This window comes from Pontivivens nitratireducens, assembly GCF_011290545.1.
GTDB classification, from domain to species: Bacteria; Pseudomonadota; Alphaproteobacteria; order Rhodobacterales; family Rhodobacteraceae; genus Pontivivens; species Pontivivens nitratireducens.
In genome coordinates this window covers 1,956,224-1,974,643 of the sequence record NZ_CP049811.1, presented here as the reverse complement: position 1 = coordinate 1,974,643, position 18,420 = coordinate 1,956,224, and the positions used below count along the sequence as shown (strand labels likewise).

The window sequence follows — 18,420 nt, the reverse complement described above, 5'->3', positions numbered from 1 at the left end:
ATACGGGCATTTTCTCGCTAAGTTCCGGTAAACCACCGTGCTAGGAAGATCGCGAACCTCAGTCAGCGCATGGGATCAGCCAGTGCACGCGACCGGGGGCGATGGGTCGCACCACGCGCGGGGCGGAAATGGTTGAGCCTCGCGCAAGCTTTGTATAGCACCAGATCAGCAGTGAATGTCGGAAGTGTGCCGAGTCGGTCCTTCCGCCGTATTAAGACGACAGGAGACGACAATGGCAGATGCAGCCTCGCATGCGGCCGGCGAGCATGACGAGCGGGGGTTTTTCACCCGTTGGTTCATGTCCACCAATCACAAGGATATCGGTATCCTCTACCTGCTGACCGCAGGGTTGCTGGGATTCATCTCGGTCGCCTTCACGGTCTATATGCGGATGGAGCTGATGGCCCCGGGCGTACAGTTCATGTGCGATCCGGCAATGGAGGGGGCGCGCTTCTTCTCCGGTATGGGGGGTGGTGAATGCTCCGCTCCGAACGGGCATCTTTGGAACGTGATGATCACGGGCCATGGTATCCTGATGATGTTCTTCGTCGCCATTCCCGCCCTGTTCGGCGGGTTCGGCAACTACTTCATGCCGCTGATGATCGGCGCACCGGACATGGCATTCCCACGTTTGAACAACCTGTCCTACTGGATGTTCGTCGCTGGTGGCTGTCTGGCGCTGGCCTCGGTGGTTTCGCCGGGCGGCAACGGGCAGAACGGCTCCGGGATCGGCTGGGTGCTCTATGCACCGCTGTCGACAAGTGAGGGCGGCTTCTCGACGGACCTCGCGATCTTCGCGGTTCACCTGTCGGGTGCCTCCTCCATTCTGGGCGCGATCAACATCATCACGACATTCCTGAACATGCGTGCCCCGGGCATGACCCTGTTCAAGGTGCCGCTGTTCGCGTGGTCCATCCTCGTCACCGCCGTACTGATCCTGCTGGCTCTGCCGGTTCTGGCCGGTGCGATCACCATGCTGCTGACCGACCGTAACTTCGGCACCGCGTTCTTCCAGGCGGAATATGGCGGCGATCCGGTGCTGTACCAGCACTTGCTGTGGTTCTTTGGCCACCCGGAAGTGTACATCGTGATCCTGCCTGCATTCGGCATCATCAGCCACGTGGTCGCCACCTTCTCGAAGAAACCGATCTTCGGCTACATGCCGATGGTCTGGGCGATGATCGCGATCGGGGCGCTCGGCTTCGTCGTGTGGGCGCACCATATGTATACGGTCGGCATGTCCACCTCGCAGCAGGCCTATTTCATGATGGCCACGATGGTCATCGCGGTTCCCACCGGGGTCAAGATCTTCTCCTGGATCGCGACGATGTGGGGCGGCTCGGTCGAGTTCAAGGCACCGATGCTCTGGGCGTTCGGCTTCATCTTCCTGTTCACCGCAGGCGGCGTGACCGGCATCGTCCTGTCGCAGGCGGCCATCGACCGTGCGTATCACGACACCTATTATGTGGTCGCACACTTCCACTACGTGATGAGCCTCGGCGCGGTCTTCGGCATCTTCGCTGGTATCTACTACTGGTTCACCAAGATGACGGGCAAGGAATACAGCGAGACATGGGCCAAGGTGCATTTCTGGCTGATGTTCGTAGGCGCGAACATCACCTTCTTCCCGCAGCACTTCCTGGGCCGTCAGGGCATGCCGCGCCGGTATATTGACTATCATGAGAGCTTCGCGTTGTGGAACTTCGTGTCGTCGATCGGTGCGTTCATCTCCTTCGCGTCGTTCCTACTGTTCCTCGGCATCATGGCGCAGGCCCTGCTGTTCGGGCGCCGCGTGACGGAGCCGAAGTACTGGGGTGAGGGCACGGACCCGACGCTGGAATGGACCCTGCCCAACCCACCGCCGGAGCATACCTTCGAAACCCTCCCCACGCGTGAGATGTGGGATGAGAGTCTGATGGAGGGACGCGGTCACCACTAGGGGCCTCGCCTGACAGATCGAAAGGCCGGGGCAGCAAACGCCCCGGCCTTTTTCGTTTTTCGGCCTTTTTATCTTCCGGCCCCTGTTCTTTACGGTGCCGATTCTGAGGAAGCTGACGATGATTGTTCAAACCCGTGATCCGATCCTGTCCCTGACCCTGTGGCCGCATCAGTCGCTGACGCCGCAGGGTCTGGAAATCATGTCGTGGATCATCGGTCTGGGGCTAGCAATTCCCGTACTGCCGTTCATCGGCACACCTGTATTCTGGGGGCTGCTGCCCTTCGTCGTGGGGGCGTTTGCCCTGTTCCGCTACATGATCCGGCGCAATCGCAAGGCCCGCTCCCTGCGTGAAGAGCTGACCCTCTGGCCCGACCTGATCCGGGTGGAACGCTACGACCCCGACGGGACGATGCGTGACTGGCAGGCCAATCCCTATTGGGTCAGCGTTCACCTCCGTGAGGATGCCCCGATCGAACAGTATTTGACGTTGAAGGGCGCGGGTCGGGAAATCGAGCTTGGCGCTTTCCTGACACCGGAGGAGCGCGTGGCGCTTGCCGAAGAATTGCGAAGGGCGCTGGCACGTGCATGATTCCGTTAATGGCCAAACGCCCGTCATTTCCGCCAAGACCTCCCCCACCGGCCTGCGCGCCGCGCTGATCCTGTTCGCGACCAACGGGGCGTTGTTCGGCGTCTGGGTGGTGCGAATTCCCGACATCAAGCTGGTGCTGGGATTGAGCGAGGCGCATCTGGGCATGGTCCTGCTGGCCGCCGCGGCCGGCGCCGTGACCAGTTTCGGGTTGAGCGCCCGCGCCGCCGATCACTGGGGCGCGGGGCGCGTTACCCTCGCCTTTGGGCTGGCCATGGCGTTGAGCTTGCCGCTGCTTGCCGTCATGCCCGGTGCGGTGGCACTTGCGGCGACTCTGTTCGTCTTCGGCGCGGCGGGCGGGTCGATGGACCTGACGATGAATGCCTACGGAACCGAGGTTGAGAAACGAGCGAAACGTTCTCGCATGGCGCTGCTGCACGGTAGCTGGTCAACCGGCATGGCGGTGAGTGCGGGCATCGCCTATGCGGGTGCGGCACGCCTGCCGGTGTTGACGCATTTCGTGCTTGGTTCGGCATTCGGTCTGACCGCGTTCGCCATCGCGTGGTGGCTGGTCGTCTCACCGGGGCGGCAACCGGGCGGCGCGGGCAAACGCTCCGCCCTGATCGCCCTGCCCCACGGGCCGCTGATCGGCGTCGCAATCATCACCGGCATCGCCTTCATGACGGAAGGCGCGGGAATGGAATGGAGCGGCGTCTACATCCGCGAGACTCTGGGCGGCTCGGTCGAGCAGGGCGCGCTGGCGCTGCTGATCCTGTCGGGCGGCGTCATGGCGGTGCGGTTGGTCGGGGACGTCATCATCGAACGGATCGGCGCGGCACGCGCGGCGCAATGCTGCGCTGCACTGGTCATCGCGGGATCGCTGGTGGCGGGTCTGACGCAAAGCCCGGCCGTGGCCCTGGCCGGTCTGGGCCTGATGGGCATGGGGCTGTCGCTGATGGCACCGATCTGCTTTTCACGTGCCGGTCAACTTGCAGAATCCGGCTCGGGTGAGGCCGTGGCGGCCGTCTCGATGGTTGGATATGGCGGCATATTGCTCGGCCCGGTGGTGATGGGGCTGAGCGGTGAGGCATTTGGCCTCAGCATCTCGTTCACTTTGCTGTCCATAGGCGGGGCGGCGCTGCTGGCGCTCGCCCTGCGGCGCGGGACGCTCAGCCCAGCCGCTGCTTGATCATTCCGCCAACCTTGCCGAAATCCATCTGACCGGCATGGCTGGATTTCAGTTCCGCCATGACCTTGCCCATATCACGGATCGAGCTTGCCCCGACCTTCTTCATGGCGGCATCTATGGCGGCAGTGACCTCATCATCGTCCAGCTTTCGGGGCAGAAATTCCTCGATGACCTCGATCTCGGCACGCTCCTGCTCGGCCAGCTCCATGCGATTGGCCTCCTCATAGGCGGTGGCGCTGTCGCGGCGTTGCTTGATCATTTTGGACAGGATGGCGAGGATCTGGTCGTCGGACACGCCATCGACGTTGTCGCCGCTGCGCGCGGCGATATCCTTGTCCTTGATCGCGGCGTTGATAAGGCGCAAGGTTGTCAGACGCAGGGTCTGTTTCGCCTTCATCGCGGCCTTCGTCTCGGTATTGATGCGCTCTCTGAGCATTGCGATCCCAATCGTTCGCGCCTGCCCATTTGCAGGCTTCAGGGGACTATAGTGCCGACGCCGAATGGTTACAACCTTCGACGGGTCATCTAACCTACTGTTGATAAACGATAATATAAGACGAACTGTTCACTTGACCGCACGTGCTGCACGCCGTAGCTTCCGCCAGATTTCATACTTGAAAGGTCCGGTCCCATGTCCGCGAACGCGCCCGCCGCCAAGCCTACCGCTTGTCTCGTCCTCGCCGATGGTACGGTGTTCTATGGCCGAGGGTTCGGAGCGGAGGGCCGCACCGTGGCTGAGCTGTGTTTCAACACCGCGATGACCGGGTATCAGGAGGTGATGACCGATCCCTCCTATGCCGATCAGATCGTCACATTCACCTTTCCGCATATCGGCAATACCGGCATCACGCCCGAGGATGAGGAAGCGGCGGAGCCGCATGCCCGCGGTATCGTCGTGAAATGGGATCCAACGGAGCCGTCGAACTGGCGTTCTACCGGCACCCTGCCCGACTGGATGGCACGCACCGGCCGTATCGGCATCGGCGGCATCGACACTCGGCGGCTGACCCGCACGATCCGACAGCAGGGTATGCAGCACGTGGCGCTGGAACACCGCGCCGATGGCAATTTCGATCTGGACGCACTGCGCGCCGCCGCGCGTGAGTTTCCCGGTCTGACAGGTGCCGATCTGGCCAAGGGCGTGACGACGGCCCAGACCTATCGCTGGCAGGATGGCCGCTGGGCCTGGAACGAGGGCTTCGCCGCCGCCGTCGAGGGTGGACCCAAGGTCGTGGCCATCGACTATGGCGCGAAACGCAACATCCTGCGCAGCCTCGTCTCCGCCGGGTGCGACGTGACCGTCCTGCCGGCTGACTCCACCTATGAGGATGTGATGGCCCACGCCCCCGATGGCGTGTTCCTGTCCAACGGCCCAGGCGATCCCGGTGCGACGGGTGCCTATGCGGTGCCCATGATCCGCGAGTTGATGGACAAGACCGAACTGCCGATCTTCGGCATATGCTTGGGCCACCAGATGCTGGCGCTGGCGCTCGGCGCGCGCACGGTCAAGATGAACCACGGTCATCACGGCGTGAACCACCCCGTCAAGGATATCGACACCGGCAAGGTAGAGATTACGTCGATGAACCACGGATTCGCCGTCGATGGCGCCACCCTGCCCGGCAATGTCGAGGAAACGCATATCTCGCTGTTCGACGGCACGAATTGCGGGCTGAAGGTCAAGGACCGTCCGATCTTCTCCGTCCAGCAGCACCCCGAGGCTTCGCCAGGACCGCAGGACAGCTTCTATCTGTTTGAGCGTTTTGCGCAGTCAATGCAAGGCTGATCGCTTTCGTTAACACTCCGTTTACCATCGCCGCGCCATTCTCCTGACAGGAGGAGATCGCGGCGATGGAGAACATATTGCTGGAATTCAGCGACCGCCAAAAGCGGGCGCTGATGGCACCATCCTTTCGCGATCTGGTGTGCAACGACCTCCAACTGTGCGAACAGGCCGAGTTTGCACAGGCGGCCTGGACGGCGGAGAGGACCGGCGCCGGTATCGACAGGATACTGGTGCAGGCCGGACATATCACACAGGTTCAGGCCCGCGACGCGCTGTGCCGCTATCTGGACGTGGCCGGCATATCCCTTGCAGACTGGATCCCGGACGCGGCCTTATGTGCGCAGGCAGGATACCGGCGTTGTCTGGCCTTTGGTTTCATTCCCTGGCAGCGACTTGGCAATTCCGTGGTCCTCGCCGTGCACGATGCTGAACGAATGACGCAAATCGTGGCCGAGGCGAAGCTGATCTGGCCTGACCATCGGATCGGCCTGATCCTCGCGACGCCCGACGATGTGACCACTGCCATTGCGACCGCGTTCGGACCGCAGATTGCAGCAGATGCACTGACCACCTGCCCGACCCGCTACAGCTGCCGCAACTGGGGGCAGGTCTTGTCGCCCACTGTGATCGTCGCAGCGATGACGGCTCTGCTGATCGGCGCGATTGCTAGCCCGACGCTGGCGATCACCATCCTGTTGGTCTGGATTCTGATCGCCAATTCCGCAACGCTGGGCCTGCGTCTGACCGCGATCTTCACCTTTCGCTGGACCGGGTTGTCCAAGCAGCGCGAAATGATCCAGCCGCGCGTCTGGCCGATGATCTCCCTGCTGCTCCCCGTTTTCCGTGAGGAGGCCGTGATCGGGCAACTGATCCGCGCAATGCAGCGGCTCGACTATCCTGCTGACGCGCTTGATATAATCATCCTGCTGGAAAGCGATGACGATGTGACGCGCAATACGCTGAGCGGCCTGGAATTGCCCCCCTATATGCGGGTGATCGAGGTGCCGCCGGGCCCGGTCAGGACCAAGCCCCGGGCGATGAATTACGCCCTGCCGTTCTGCCGTGGATCAATCGTCGGTATCTACGATGCCGAGGATGCACCGCAACCGGACCAGCTGCGCAAGGTGGCGACCTATCTGCATTCAGCAAGCTGGAAGGTCTGTTGCGTTCAGGCGCGGCTCGATTTCTACAATCCCGATCAGAACTGGCTAACCCGGTGCTTTACGCTGGAATACGGCACTTGGTTCCGAGTTTTGCTGCACGGCGTACAGTTTCTGGGTCTGCCGCTGCCCTTGGGAGGCACGTCCGTTTTCTTTCGCCGTCCTGTGTTGGAGGAGATCGGCGCATGGGACGCGCACAACGTGACGGAGGATGCCGAACTGGGGGTTCGCCTGACCCGTTTCGGATATCGCTGCGAAATGATCGATTCCACCACGTTCGAGGAAGCGAACTCCAATTACCGCAACTGGATTTCGCAGCGGTCCCGTTGGCTCAAGGGATACTACATCACCTGGGCCTCACATATGCGCAGGCCCCGCGAATTGCTGCGCGACCTGGGGCTGCGGGGGTTTCTAGGCTTTCACGTAATGTTCCTGGGGGCGATCACGGCCTACTTGGCCATACCACTGTTCTGGACGATGACGGGGCTGGCGGTGACCGGCGCTGCTCCAGATATACTTTCGGGGATACCGGGGTGGTTGTGGAGCGCGCTGTTTATCAGCTTGCCAATCGGTCAGATCGTGATGCTCAGCGCGGTGATGCTGGCATTGCGCGGACGGGGCGATATGAAGCGGCTTCCCTGGGCGTTGACCTTGCCGGCATACTGGCCGCTGGGGGCCTTGGCGGCGTGGCAGGCGGTCGTGGAATTGTTCGTGTCTCCCTATCACTGGCACAAGACTAAACACGGTCTGACCGCCCACCGGCCCGAAAATATAGAAAGTGTCGGAACGCGCCCCGCTCGAAAACGGGGCGTATGAATTAGCCGTTGCGCGCCTGCCATTGCGCGATAACGGGATTGGACTCTACCTGTTCTTGCGCATCGTCCCGTTTCGCCTGTGTGTTTTCCAATGCCTCGACAGTGGCCATGACCCGCGCCACGTCCTGCCCCGCCGGGGCCGCGCGGGTGCGCACGTGATGCAGTTCTCGCGCCCCGAAATAGAACGAGACCACGGCTCCCATAAGCCACCACAACGGCTCAGGCACCAGAGCCAGTCCCTGCATTCGAAGCGAGAACCCCAACGGATCCTGCATCGCATAGGCGAACAAACCCATCGTCGCCAAGGCCATGCCGGGCCGGGGCAGCCGGTTCACACCGTCGATAATGGAATCGAACCACGTGCGTTTGCTCTGCGCGAACTCCGCTCCGAACTGATCGAGCGCGGCAATTTGCTCGGCGTGATCCGCCGCCGCCTGTTTGGTGCGGTTGATGGTGAAAACCTCGGCCACGCCGCCAACGGCCTGTCCGACACCACGCGCTGCGGCCCCCAGACCCGGCAATGCTGAAATCAGCCCCATGATGCTGTCCTTTCACGATGTTGTTTCAGGGTCAGGTGCCAGCGGGTGGAGATGAATTCCTCGGCCCGGAGGATCCATCCGCCCTTGCCGCCATCGCGCCGCCGTGCGTAGCGCCGGCTGGCGGGGCGGCGATCGGCGAGGTCGTAGTACCAGTTTCGCCGTTCCACCCCATAGGCATCGACGAGCAGTTGCACCCCGACCTCCGCCGCGATCCGGTGTGCGGCTGCGGCGGTGATCGGCCCGACGGCGCCATCGATGCCCAGTTCCGCGCCCAGCTTGATCAGCACGAGTTGCAGAAGCTTCACGGCCCTGTTCCCGGCGTTGACATACATGTCAAAGACCGCCGGTTGCAGATCGTCCGGCAGCAGACCCAGACGCGGCACCTCGAAATATTGTGTACGGAAAATCCGGGCGGCGTCGGTCACCCGCAGCATTCGGACGTCATCGACCGTCACCTGACCGTCGCCGTCCACGTCCAATCCAAGGCGGCGCATCGTGCCGATGGTAACGCCGTGGTTCGTCGCCCCCCCCGGATCGGACGGATCGGTTACGAATCCCCCCTCACGAGCGAGGATCCCCGCGATCATCTCATCAATTCTATCCATGAAACATGCCTTCAATGACCTTAATGAAAGCTGAAGAGCATATCCGATGGCGGTTGAGATAATCTTAATGCATCAGTTGGTCAGCTCGATCCCGCGATCCTCGAATGCGTCGGTCAGTTCCTTGGGACGATATTCCTCGTCATGTTTCGCCAGAACCTCGGTCGCGATGAAGACTCCGTCTTCCATGTGGCCGGTGACGATGGTGTCGGCCCCCTCCTCGAACAGATCGGGCACGATGCCGGTAAACTGGACACGAATGTCCGTCTGTGTGTCAGTGACGGTGAACTCATGCGTCGCACCGCGCGTCCAGTCCTTGACCAGACCGCCGAGGCGTATGGTCCGTGCGCCCGGCGGGTTTTCCGCAATTTCGCTGGGCAGGCGAAAGAACTGACCGCCCTGCCCGATCCCGACGATAATCAGGCCGGAGGCCGCGACCAGCAGAGACAGCCCCAGAACGATCATCGTGATGCGACGCTTCTTGCGCGGTGACATGCTCATGGGAACACCGGTGCCATGGTCAGGCCGGACGTCTCCTCCAGCCCCAGCATCAGATTGGCGTTCTGCACCGCCTGCCCCGATGACCCCTTGGCCAAATTGTCGAGAGTCGAGAACACCCGCACACGGCCCGGCCTGCGATCCGCCACGACGCCGATATGCACGAAGTTTGAGCCGCGCACGTGCCGGGTCGCCGGTGCCTCACCCTGGGGCAGTACCACGACGAACGGCTCATCCTTATACCGTGCGACCATCGCGGCGTGGATCGCGTCGGCATCGCCCCGCACATGGGCTGTGCAGAGGATACCGCGGTTGGCGGGCATCAGATGCGGCGTGAAAATGGCCTCAACCTTGCGCCCCGCTGCCTTGGAAAATTCCTGATCGAACTCGGACGTATGCCGGTGCACCGGCAGCCCGTAAGGGTGCGTTCCCTCGCTGACCTCGGAATGCAGCATTCCTTCCTTTGCGGCCCGGCCCGCGCCGGACACGCCGCAAATCATGTCGAGGATGATCTCATCCGGGTCGATCACACCGGCGGAGAGCAAAGGCAGGATCGCGTACATTCCCGTCGCAGCGTTGCAGCCGGTGCCCGCGACCAGATGCGCAGCCGAGATTTGCTCACGATAAAACTCGCTGAGGCCATAGACCGCACGTTCCTGCAAGTGCAGCGCCCGATGCGCGTCACCGTACCATTTTTCATAGACCGCCGGGTCGCGCAGCCGGAAACCCGCGCTCAGATCGATGCATTTCACATGCTCCGGCAGACTTGCGACGATCTCCTGCGAGGTGCCATGCGGCAGGGCGGCGAATGCCAGGTCGATGCCGGACCAGTCCACCTCCTCCACCGTGACCAGAGCAGGCAGATCGAGGTGGCGCAGATGTGGAAAGACCTGCGCGATCCGCCGCCCGGCCTTGGCGTTGGCGCACAGCGCACCGATGCGCAGGTCGGGATGCGTCGCCAGAAGGCGGATCAACTCGGCCCCGGTATAGCCACTGGCCCCTATGATCGCGACGGTCTTGGTCATCTGAATTCTCCGTATCGTTGCCGCTGATCTAAGCCATCGCGGGCGTCGGATCAATCAGCGCGACGCGAACTCATGTCCCAACGCCCCGGCGGCAACCGGCACCGGCGACAGGTCATAGGTGCGCGTGCGCAACATATCCATCAACGCGCTTGCATCGTGGCGGTGTCGGTCGATTTCATCGGGCGGAACCGGCTTGCCGATGACGATGGGCACATGTGCCCCGACGCGGGCCTTGAATTCCGAAATCAACAGCGCCATCCGCAATGTCTGATGCATGTGCGAGGCCACCTGGAACCGGCGGGAATTCACCCCGTGGAAATAGATCGGCACCACAGTCGCACCGCTTTTCGTGATCATCCGGGCCGTGAAGTTCCGCCAGCGTGGGTCCAGCGGAACGCCGCGCGGGCTGGTTGCCGTGGATACGGTGCCGCCGGGAAAGATCCCGACGCAGCCCCCCGCCCTCAGATACCCGATCGCATCGCGCCGGGTTGCCAGATTGAAGCGCTGCGCCTCCTTCGTCTCATCGAAGCTGATGGGCAGGATCACCTCATTCAGGTCATCTGCCTTACCAAAGACCTGATGCGCCACGATGCGAAAATCCGGTCGCGCCTGCTGCAACAGATGTCCCAGCGTCAATCCGTCGAGGATGCCGAACGGATGGTTGGCCACCACCACCAGCGGGCCGGTTTGCGGAATGTCGGCGATGGACCCCGCGATCACGTCCAGACCCAGACCGTAGCGTTCCACCATCACAGCCCAGAAATCGCGCCCCGCCCTGATATCCGTTTGATAGTTTCGCGCCATGTGGATCAGCCGTGGTCGGCCCGTCAGGTTTTCCACGGTACGGATCAGCGCACGTCCGGCGCGGGTGCTGGCGGACCCGGCATAGGAAATTTCGCGTGTGACCTGTCGCCCGGACATGAGCCACATCCTTATCGTAACCTGTGCGTCCTTGTGCGGTGCGGGGTGGGCTTGGTCAAGTGCTGGCTATTGCCACCGCAACGAAAAAGGGGCCGCCCGCAGGCAGCCCCCTTCTGATAGCAATTGTGCGGATCAGCGCTTGGAGAACTGGAAGCTCCGGCGCGCCTTGCGCTTGCCGTACTTCTTCCGCTCCACCACGCGGCTGTCGCGTGTCAGGAAGCCTGCGGCCTTCAGCGCGGGACGCAGCGAAGGTTCGTAGAGCGTCAATGCCTTGGAGACACCGTGACGCACTGCGCCCGCCTGACCGGACAGACCGCCGCCCTTAACGGTGGCCATAACGTCGAACTCACCCTCAACACCAGCGATGGAGAACGGCTGCGCCAGAAGCATTTGCAGCACGGGGCGGGCAAAGTATTCGTTCATCGGCTTGCCGTTCACGATGACCTGACCCTTGCCAGGCTTGACCCAGACACGGGCGATCGCGTCCTTACGCTTGCCGGTGGCATAGGAGCGGCCCAGTTCGTCACGAACGGGTTCCACAGGGGTTGCGGGCTCAACGTGGGAGACCTGCTCACCCTCATCCACACCGAGGACGGAGGTATCGGCGGCCACGGCGTCTTTCAGACCGTCGAGCGATTTGATTTCGTCAGCCATCTTCATGCGCTCCGGGTGTTTTTCTTGTTCAGGGACTTCACGTCCAGAACATCGGGATTCTGTGCTTCGTGCGGGTGATCGGCCGACGCGTAGACGCGCAGGTTGGTCATCTGCTGACGCGAGAGGGGGCCGCCGGGCAGCATGCGCTTGACGGCTGCGGTCACGACACGTTCGGGGAACTTGCCCTCAAGGATCTGGCCCGCCGTGCGCGACTTGATGCCGCCGGGGTGGCCTGTGTGCCAGTAATAGTTCTTGTCGGCGCGCTTGTTCCCCGTCAGCTGGATCTTGTCCGCGTTGACGATGATCACGTTGTCGCCCATGTCCATGTGCGGTGTGAAGGACGCCTTGTGCTTGCCGCGCAAGCGCATGGCCACGATCGAGGCGAGGCGACCCAGAACGATGCCTTCGGCGTCGATCAGGATCCACTTCTTCTCGATATCGGCCGGTTTGGCAGAGTAGGTTTTCATCTCATGCATTCCGTTGTTCGGTATCGAATGGGTACTGCCGAACAGATCGCCCGGCGGATGCAAGGGTTCTATACGCTCAGCCGGCACAGTCAATCGACTTTCCGTCCGATATTCTTATGTTTTTCAATGCCTTAAAATTATGGTATTATCTTACCCCATACCTTAGAAGGCCCAAACACCATTTCGCCCGACATATGCCGACATCGTGACGCAAATGTCCTTTGCGCCAGCACGGACGGGAAGCATCGTTCGCACGGCACCGATCGCCGCCGAATCAATCCAGCGAATTCGACGCGCTGCCCATCATCCGGGGCGGACGTTCGCCCCGGCGATCAGCAGTAGATGGATCTTATCTGACGGGCGGTATCGAATAGGTCACGCTGGCCCGTGCCACCGGGGCCTCCACCCCCTCAGAGCGCATCAGCACATCGCCCACCGCCAGCACCCTGCCCAGTTTATGCAGCACCACCTCAGCGATCAGATCACCCGGTATCGGCTTGCGCATGAAATCAATGGAGCAATTCGTGGTCACGGTCATCGCCTGCTTGCCGATCATGCCCAGCACCGCGATGTAAAACGCGCAATCCGCCAGCGTGAACATAGACGGGCCGGACACGGTGCCACCGGGACGCAAATCCGCATCGGTGACTTTCAGTCGCACCCGCGCCTGCATCGCAGACAGTTCTTCGACCGCAAATCTCCCCGCCATTTGAGGATATACTTCCTCAAGGAAATTCTCGACCTCGGCCGCGCTCATCTTCAGTTCCATTCTGTGCTCCAAATGCTATTCTGTCCGGCAGACTGGCAAAGGAGTCCTCATATGTCGATCCAAAGCACCTCCGAAAGTGCGCTTCTTCTTCGCCAGGATGCAGATGGCATCGCGACACTGACCCTGAACCACGCCGAAAAAATCAATCCGCTGTCAGAGGAAATGCTGGCGGCGCTGCTCGTGCAACTCGACGCTCTGTCCACCGATGACAGCATCCGTGCGGTGATTCTGCGCGGTGCGGGCAAGGCGTTCTGCGCGGGTCACGATCTGCGCCAGATGACAGCGGCACGCAAATCCCCCGATGGTGGAGCCGCCTATTTCCGTGACCTCTTTGCCACATGCACCCGCGTCATGACCGCGATCCGCGACCTGCCCCAGCCGGTGATCGCGCAAGTTCATGGCATCGCGACCGCCGCCGGGTGTCAGCTGGTCGCGACCTGCGACATGGCCGTCGCGGCGCAGGGCACCCGCTTCGGGGTCAATGGTGTGAATATCGGGCTGTTCTGCTCGACCCCCATGGTCGCGCTCAGCCGCAATATTCCGCGCAAACAGGCGTTCGAGATGCTGACCACCGGATCGTTCATTTCGGCCGACCGCGCGTTGGAACTGGGCCTTGTCAACCGCGTGGTGCCGCAGGACATGCTCGGCGCACATGCAGACGCGCTGGCCCGCAGCGTCGCGGCGAAATTGCCCACTGCTATGCGCTATGGCAAGGGGGCGTTCTATCGCCAGTTGGAAATGGGCATCGACGAGGCCTACGCCTTTACGGGTGAGGTCATGGCGCTGAACATGGCGGAACCCGATACCGAGGAAGGGATCGCGGCCTTTCTTGAAAAGCGCGACCCCAGTTGGAAGACTCCCTAGCCGCGCACGCTCTGCATAACCGGATACGCGGCGGAGAATCGCGCCCGCAATACCCCGACCCAGAGGCCGACTGCCAGCAGCTGATGCAGGATCGCGAAATACCATGGCGCACCGTAGATCACGGTCACGATGCCCAAGACGATCTGCAATGCCAGCATTGACGCCATCATGTTGAACGACGCCTGCACCTTGCGCAGTGAGGATTTTCGCGCCCTGAGCCAGACGAACAGCCCGAACGCGGCCACGATATAGGCCAGAATACGGTGATTGAACTGAACCAGGCCGGGGTTTTGCAGGAAATTCGTCCAGGCAGGCTCCAGCACGAAGGCATCCGGCGGAAACACCTGCCCGGCCATCAGCGGCCAATCGGTATAGCTGCGTCCGGCATCAATGCCCGCGACCAGCGCCCCCATCAGGATTTGCACGAACACCAAGGCCGCCAGAATGCCCGACAGACGCACAAGCGGCACGACACGTTGGCGCCGAGCCTGCAAAAGCTCCGCTTCGCGACGGTTCAGGCGAAAGATGTACCAGGCGATCAGTCCCAGAATAACGAAGGCCAGCCCTAGATGCGTGGCGAGGCGGTAGCTCGCCACATCCAGCATCGTGCCGTCCAGACCGCTCGACACCATCCACCAGCCGATGGCCCCTTGCAGCCCGCCCAAAGCGCCGATTCCCAGCAGACGCGGCGTCCATCCGCGCGGAATCTTGCGTCGTGCCAGAAACCAGACGAAGCCAACCGCCCAAACCAGCCCGATCACCCGGCCAAGTTGCCTGTGACCCCATTCCCACCAGTAGATTGTTTGAAATTCGCCCAGCGTCATGCCCCGGTTTTGAAGCTGATATTCCGGGATTGTGCGGTACTTGTCGAACTCGATGGCCCACATTTCCGCAGACAAGGGCGGGATCGCGCCGGTCAGGGGTTTCCATTCGGTAATCGACAGCCCGCTATCGGTCAGTCGGGTCAGTCCGCCGACCACGATCATCGCCAGAACCAGCAGGAACAACACGCCCAGCCAACGGGCGATGGCACGTCGGGCCGGCATATCGTCCAGACGGCGCGGCGGTGGAGCGGGGTTTGCCGGCGTGGTGGTCGTCACATCCTCAAAAATCGAGCGGGAATTGGCCATGATCCGTCCTGTCGCAATTTCGCCTTCGGACTTACCGCGCCGCCTGCCCGCTCACAAGAGCCGGGGGCGACGCGGATTGCCGCGGCACAGGTTGTCCTGCGAGATCGAGATATGAAAATGCCGCCCCCGTCATGTGACGGGGTCGGCACGATTTGCGATCAGCAGGTCGATCAGACGTCGATCTGTGTCATCTCGTCGAAGGCACCACGCAGGGCTGCGGACCATGCCTCGGACATCAGCGCCCAGTTCTCGTCACCTTCCTCGATGCGACGCAACTGATCGAAACCGATATCATCCTTCTTGATGACCGCCAGATCCAGCGGCATCCCGACGCTGAGATTCGAACGCAGCGTCGAATCCATCGAAAGGAAAGCCGCGGTGATCCCCACATTCAGCGGAGTCTCGGGCGTGATGATTCGATCCAGAATGGGCTTGCCGTATTTATGCTCACCAATCTGGAAATAAGGCGTATCCTCAGTCGCTTCGATGAAGTTACCGGCAGAGTAGATATTGAACAGGCGCATCTCACCACCGGCACGCTGTCCGGCCAGAACGATGGAGCTGAGCGCGCTCTCACCCGCCTGCTGCAGGCCCGGGCCATAACGGTTCATCACAATCCGCATTGCATCGCCGACGATCTCCGCGACGCGAAACATGGTAGGCGCGGTGTACAGTGTCTCAATACCGTCCTCGGTATGTTCGATATTTTCATTCAGCAGCGAGATGACAGCCTGCGTAATGGCCAGATTGCCCGCCGTCATCATTGTCATGACCCGATCACCCGGGACGGTCCAGGTGAACATCTTCTTATACTTCGAGATCGTGTCGATCCCGGCATTCGTGCGCGTGTCGGAAAGACAGACGATACCTTCGTTCAGTTTGATTGCGACGCAATAGGTCATTGGGATTTCCTCGGAGGAGTTGTGAGCGGCAACAACTGTGCGCCGCCCACACGAAATCAAGCATTATTGTGACTGCGACTGAGTTTCTATCAATTCCGGTCCATTAAAGCCATATGCGTGCGCGATCGCGCCGGCCAGAACGTTCGTATCCGCGATCTGCCGGGTCAGCCATTCGTGCAATCCGTTGCCGATGATCTGCTCCACCGACAAGGCGTCGAGCGTAGTCAGCATCTCGCGGGCCTGTGCACAAACGGCACGCTGGTCCGGGGTGCCGCCGCCGATGGATTCCAGATGTTCCACGATGTCGCACATCGCGGCGATGATGCTGCGCGGGCTTTTCTTGTTGAGAATCAGGAAGTGCACGACGGATTGAGGTGTCACCGTCTCACGATATATCCAGCGGAACGCGCGCAGCGAATTCGTCGCCCGCAGCAACTGCACCCACTGCATGTGGTCCAACCCGCCGCCGACATCCTGCGCGTCGGGCAGCAGCACGTGATATTTCACGTCGATCAGACGGGCGGTTGCGTCCGAGCGTTCCACCGCCATTCCCAGCGTGATGAAATCGCGGCCCTCGTCACGCAGCATCGAAGCCTCGACCGCGCCCTGGAAAAGGAAACCGCAATTTTTTACCCAATCCAGAAACTCGGCCAGTCGCCCGCCGGTGATGTCACGGCCCGACTTGCCGCGCATCTCCGCCCAGTTGGAATTGAGCACATCCCAAACCTCGCGCGTGACGGCAATGCGCATGGCGCGCGCGTTTTCGCGTGCGGATTTCATGCAGCACAGGATCGAGGACGGGTTGTCCTCGTTGAAGATCAGATGCCGCGCCACGCTTTCCATGTCGGCGTTCTTGATATCACCATCATAGATCTCATGGCTGCCGCTGGCTATCAGGATCGATTCCCATTCCGAGGCCCGCCCCTCATCCGAATTGGGGATGTTGTCCATCCGGCGGCCCGCATCCAGCAGGCGTGCGATGTTCGACGCACGCTCGACATAGCGTGACATCCAGAAAAGTCCGTTTGCGGTCCGGCTCAGCATCGTGTGGCCCCCATCATTTGTTCAGAACCCACGTATCCTTGACGCCGCCGCCCTGCGATGAGTTCACGACCAGCGAGCCCTCTTTTAGTGCGACACGGGTCAAACCGCCGGGGATCAGCTTCGTCTCACGACCGGAAATCACGAAGGGGCGCAGATCAACGTGACGCGCGACCAGACCGTCAGCGCCCAGTGTCGGCGCGGTGCTCAGCGCCAATGTGGGTTGCGCGATGAAGCCTGCGGGATCAGCCTCGATCCGCTTGGCGTACTCCTCGATCTCGGCTTTCGTGGCCTTGGGGCCGATCAACATGCCATAGCCGCCGGAGCCGTGAACTTCCTTCACCACCAGATCCGCGAGGTTTTCCATGACATATTTGTATTCGTCGGGCTTTCCGCAGCGCCAAGTCGGCACGTTGGGCAGGATCGGTTCCTCACCCAGATAGAACTTCACCATTTCGGGGACGTAGATATAGATCGCCTTGTCGTCCGCCACGCCCGCGCCCGGCGCGTTGACGATGGTGACGCCGCCGTTCTTGTACGCCTCCATGATGCCCGGAACGCCCAGCATCGAATCCGGGCGGAAACATCTGGGGTCGAGGAAGGCATCGTCCAGCCGCCGGTACAGCACGTCGATCCGTTGCGCGCCCTGCGTGGTGCGCATGAAGACGCGATTGTCCTCAACGAACAGATCCGGCCCCTCGACCAGTTCCACGCCCATCAGATCGGCGAGAAACGTATGCTCGTAATAGGCGGAGTTGAAATGCCCGGGCGTCAGCAGGGCCAGGGTCGGTTCCCCCTCACACATCGGCGGCGCGACGGAGGCCATCGCCTCAGCCAGCATGTCGCCGTAATGATCCACGGGCCGCACGATGCCCGACCGGAACAGCTCGGGGAACATGCGCGACATCACCTCACGGTTTTCCAGAACGTAGGAAATACCGGAGGGCGTGCGGCAATTATCCTCCAGCACGTAGCTTTCCCCCTCACCGACCTGCACCAGATCGACGCCGCAGATGTGGGAATAGATGCCGCCGGGGGGGGCGAACCCCTCCATCACCGGTTCATACGCATCGTTGCCGTCGATCAGATCGGCAGGAACAATGCCCGCCTTCACGATGGCGCGCTCGGTGTAGATGTCGGTCAGAAAGGCGTTCAGCGCTTTGGCCCGCTGGATGGATCCGGCCTCTATCCGGTCCCATTCGGTGGCGCTGAAAATGCGCGGCACCATGTCAAACGGGATCAGACGTTCCGGGTCGCCCCCCTCCCCATATACCGCGAAGGTGATCCCCACCCTGCGAAACAGGGCTTCGGCCTCCGCTCTTTTTTCGTTGAGAGCGTCAGGACCGTTGGCATTCAGCCAGTCCTGGATCAGTCGGTACTCGGGACGAATATCGTCCCCGCGATACATTTCGTTGAACATTTCGCCTTTCCGGTGGAAATTTCCGTCCGTTATGTCAGCTTCTCCCATACAGTCTGACCTTTTTTCTACACTTGCCAAGGGTCGCTGACACTTTTTTCGGCACTCGCGCCCGA

General features: G+C 61.5%; 19 protein-coding genes. 6 read left to right on the top strand and 13 right to left on the bottom strand.

Annotated features, from left to right (window positions below):
- Window positions 1-232 precede the first annotated feature (232 nt).
- From ctaD to G8E03_RS09770, 3 genes are all read left to right on the top strand, one after another.
- The gene (gene ctaD / locus G8E03_RS09780; RefSeq protein ID WP_166191127.1) at window positions 233-1,939 is read left to right on the top strand and encodes a cytochrome c oxidase subunit I; all 1,707 of its coding nucleotides are present in this window, start codon (window positions 233-235) and stop codon (window positions 1,937-1,939) included.
- A 118-nt stretch (window positions 1,940-2,057) separates the two neighbouring features.
- Window positions 2,058-2,528 carry a DUF2244 domain-containing protein gene (locus tag G8E03_RS09775; protein WP_166191125.1) on the top strand — a complete coding sequence of 157 codons (471 nt, stop codon included), beginning with the start codon at window positions 2,058-2,060 and terminating at the stop codon, window positions 2,526-2,528.
- Window positions 2,521-3,714 carry an MFS transporter gene (locus tag G8E03_RS09770; RefSeq protein ID WP_166191123.1) on the top strand — a complete coding sequence of 398 codons (1,194 nt, stop codon included), beginning with the start codon at window positions 2,521-2,523 and terminating at the stop codon, window positions 3,712-3,714. The genes G8E03_RS09775 and G8E03_RS09770 overlap by 8 nt, the downstream gene beginning before the upstream one ends.
- On the opposite strand, the gene G8E03_RS09765 is transcribed toward G8E03_RS09770, so the two are convergent.
- On the bottom strand, window positions 3,695-4,150 hold the full coding sequence (locus G8E03_RS09765; protein ID WP_166191121.1) for a GatB/YqeY domain-containing protein: 456 nt from the start codon (window positions 4,148-4,150) through the stop codon (window positions 3,695-3,697). The genes G8E03_RS09770 and G8E03_RS09765 overlap by 20 nt on opposite strands.
- 195 nt (window positions 4,151-4,345) lie before the next feature.
- Here G8E03_RS09765 and carA point away from each other — a divergent pair, with 195 nt between their 5' ends.
- Together carA and G8E03_RS09755 are read left to right on the top strand one after the other, a co-directional pair.
- Complete coding sequence (gene carA / locus G8E03_RS09760) at window positions 4,346-5,500, top strand: glutamine-hydrolyzing carbamoyl-phosphate synthase small subunit (protein WP_166191119.1); 1,155 nt, start codon at window positions 4,346-4,348, stop codon at window positions 5,498-5,500.
- 65 nt (window positions 5,501-5,565) lie between these two features.
- Window positions 5,566-7,476, top strand: a complete 1,911-nt coding sequence (locus G8E03_RS09755; RefSeq protein ID WP_166191117.1) for a glycosyltransferase — start codon at window positions 5,566-5,568, stop codon at window positions 7,474-7,476.
- 1 nt (window position 7,477) lies between these two features.
- Here the strand turns inward: G8E03_RS09755 and G8E03_RS09750 are convergent, their stop codons facing one another.
- The 8 genes from G8E03_RS09750 to G8E03_RS09715 all read right to left on the bottom strand — a co-directional run bounded on the left by G8E03_RS09750 (window position 7,478) and on the right by G8E03_RS09715 (window position 12,950).
- On the bottom strand, window positions 7,478-8,014 hold the full coding sequence (locus G8E03_RS09750; RefSeq protein ID WP_166191115.1) for a holin family protein: 537 nt from the start codon (window positions 8,012-8,014) through the stop codon (window positions 7,478-7,480).
- Window positions 8,005-8,619, bottom strand: a complete 615-nt coding sequence (locus G8E03_RS09745) for a holin-associated N-acetylmuramidase (RefSeq protein ID WP_166191113.1) — start codon at window positions 8,617-8,619, stop codon at window positions 8,005-8,007. The genes G8E03_RS09750 and G8E03_RS09745 overlap by 10 nt, the downstream gene beginning before the upstream one ends.
- Window positions 8,620-8,691: 72 nt before the next feature.
- Complete coding sequence (locus G8E03_RS09740; protein ID WP_240910320.1) at window positions 8,692-9,117, bottom strand: cytochrome c maturation protein CcmE; 426 nt, start codon at window positions 9,115-9,117, stop codon at window positions 8,692-8,694.
- On the bottom strand, window positions 9,114-10,139 hold the full coding sequence (gene argC / locus G8E03_RS09735; protein WP_166191111.1) for an N-acetyl-gamma-glutamyl-phosphate reductase: 1,026 nt from the start codon (window positions 10,137-10,139) through the stop codon (window positions 9,114-9,116). The genes G8E03_RS09740 and argC overlap by 4 nt, the downstream gene beginning before the upstream one ends.
- Window positions 10,140-10,193: 54 nt before the next feature.
- Window positions 10,194-11,060: a lysophospholipid acyltransferase family protein gene (locus tag G8E03_RS09730; protein ID WP_240910319.1), complete on the bottom strand. Its 867-nt coding sequence runs from the start codon at window positions 11,058-11,060 to the stop codon at window positions 10,194-10,196.
- A gap of 132 nt (window positions 11,061-11,192) precedes the next feature.
- Window positions 11,193-11,714: a 30S ribosomal protein S9 gene (rpsI, locus tag G8E03_RS09725; RefSeq protein WP_166191107.1), complete on the bottom strand. Its 522-nt coding sequence runs from the start codon at window positions 11,712-11,714 to the stop codon at window positions 11,193-11,195.
- Window positions 11,715-11,716: 2 nt separating this feature from the next.
- Window positions 11,717-12,181, bottom strand: a complete 465-nt coding sequence (gene rplM, locus G8E03_RS09720; protein WP_166191105.1) for a 50S ribosomal protein L13 — start codon at window positions 12,179-12,181, stop codon at window positions 11,717-11,719.
- A gap of 349 nt (window positions 12,182-12,530) precedes the next feature.
- Entirely contained in the window at window positions 12,531-12,950 is a 420-nt protein-coding gene (locus G8E03_RS09715; RefSeq protein WP_166191103.1) for a PaaI family thioesterase, read from the bottom strand.
- Window positions 12,951-13,001: 51 nt separating this feature from the next.
- Here G8E03_RS09715 and G8E03_RS09710 point away from each other — a divergent pair, with 51 nt between their 5' ends.
- The gene (locus G8E03_RS09710) at window positions 13,002-13,814 is read left to right on the top strand and encodes an enoyl-CoA hydratase (RefSeq protein ID WP_166191101.1); all 813 of its coding nucleotides are present in this window, start codon (window positions 13,002-13,004) and stop codon (window positions 13,812-13,814) included.
- On the opposite strand, the gene ctaA is transcribed toward G8E03_RS09710, so the two are convergent.
- From ctaA to G8E03_RS09690, 4 genes are all read right to left on the bottom strand, one after another.
- Window positions 13,811-14,944, bottom strand: coding sequence for a heme A synthase (gene ctaA / locus G8E03_RS09705; protein ID WP_166191099.1), 1,134 nt, complete (start codon window positions 14,942-14,944; stop codon window positions 13,811-13,813). The genes G8E03_RS09710 and ctaA overlap by 4 nt on opposite strands.
- 170 nt (window positions 14,945-15,114) lie before the next feature.
- A complete protein-coding gene (locus tag G8E03_RS09700; RefSeq protein ID WP_166191097.1) occupies window positions 15,115-15,846 on the bottom strand; it encodes a proteasome-type protease in 732 nt (243 codons plus the stop codon).
- Between the two features lie 63 nt (window positions 15,847-15,909).
- Window positions 15,910-16,890, bottom strand: coding sequence for an alpha-E domain-containing protein (locus G8E03_RS09695; RefSeq protein WP_166191095.1), 981 nt, complete (start codon window positions 16,888-16,890; stop codon window positions 15,910-15,912).
- Between the two features lie 13 nt (window positions 16,891-16,903).
- A complete protein-coding gene (locus tag G8E03_RS09690) occupies window positions 16,904-18,307 on the bottom strand; it encodes a circularly permuted type 2 ATP-grasp protein (RefSeq protein ID WP_166191093.1) in 1,404 nt (467 codons plus the stop codon).
- Window positions 18,308-18,420: the final 113 nt, after the last annotated feature.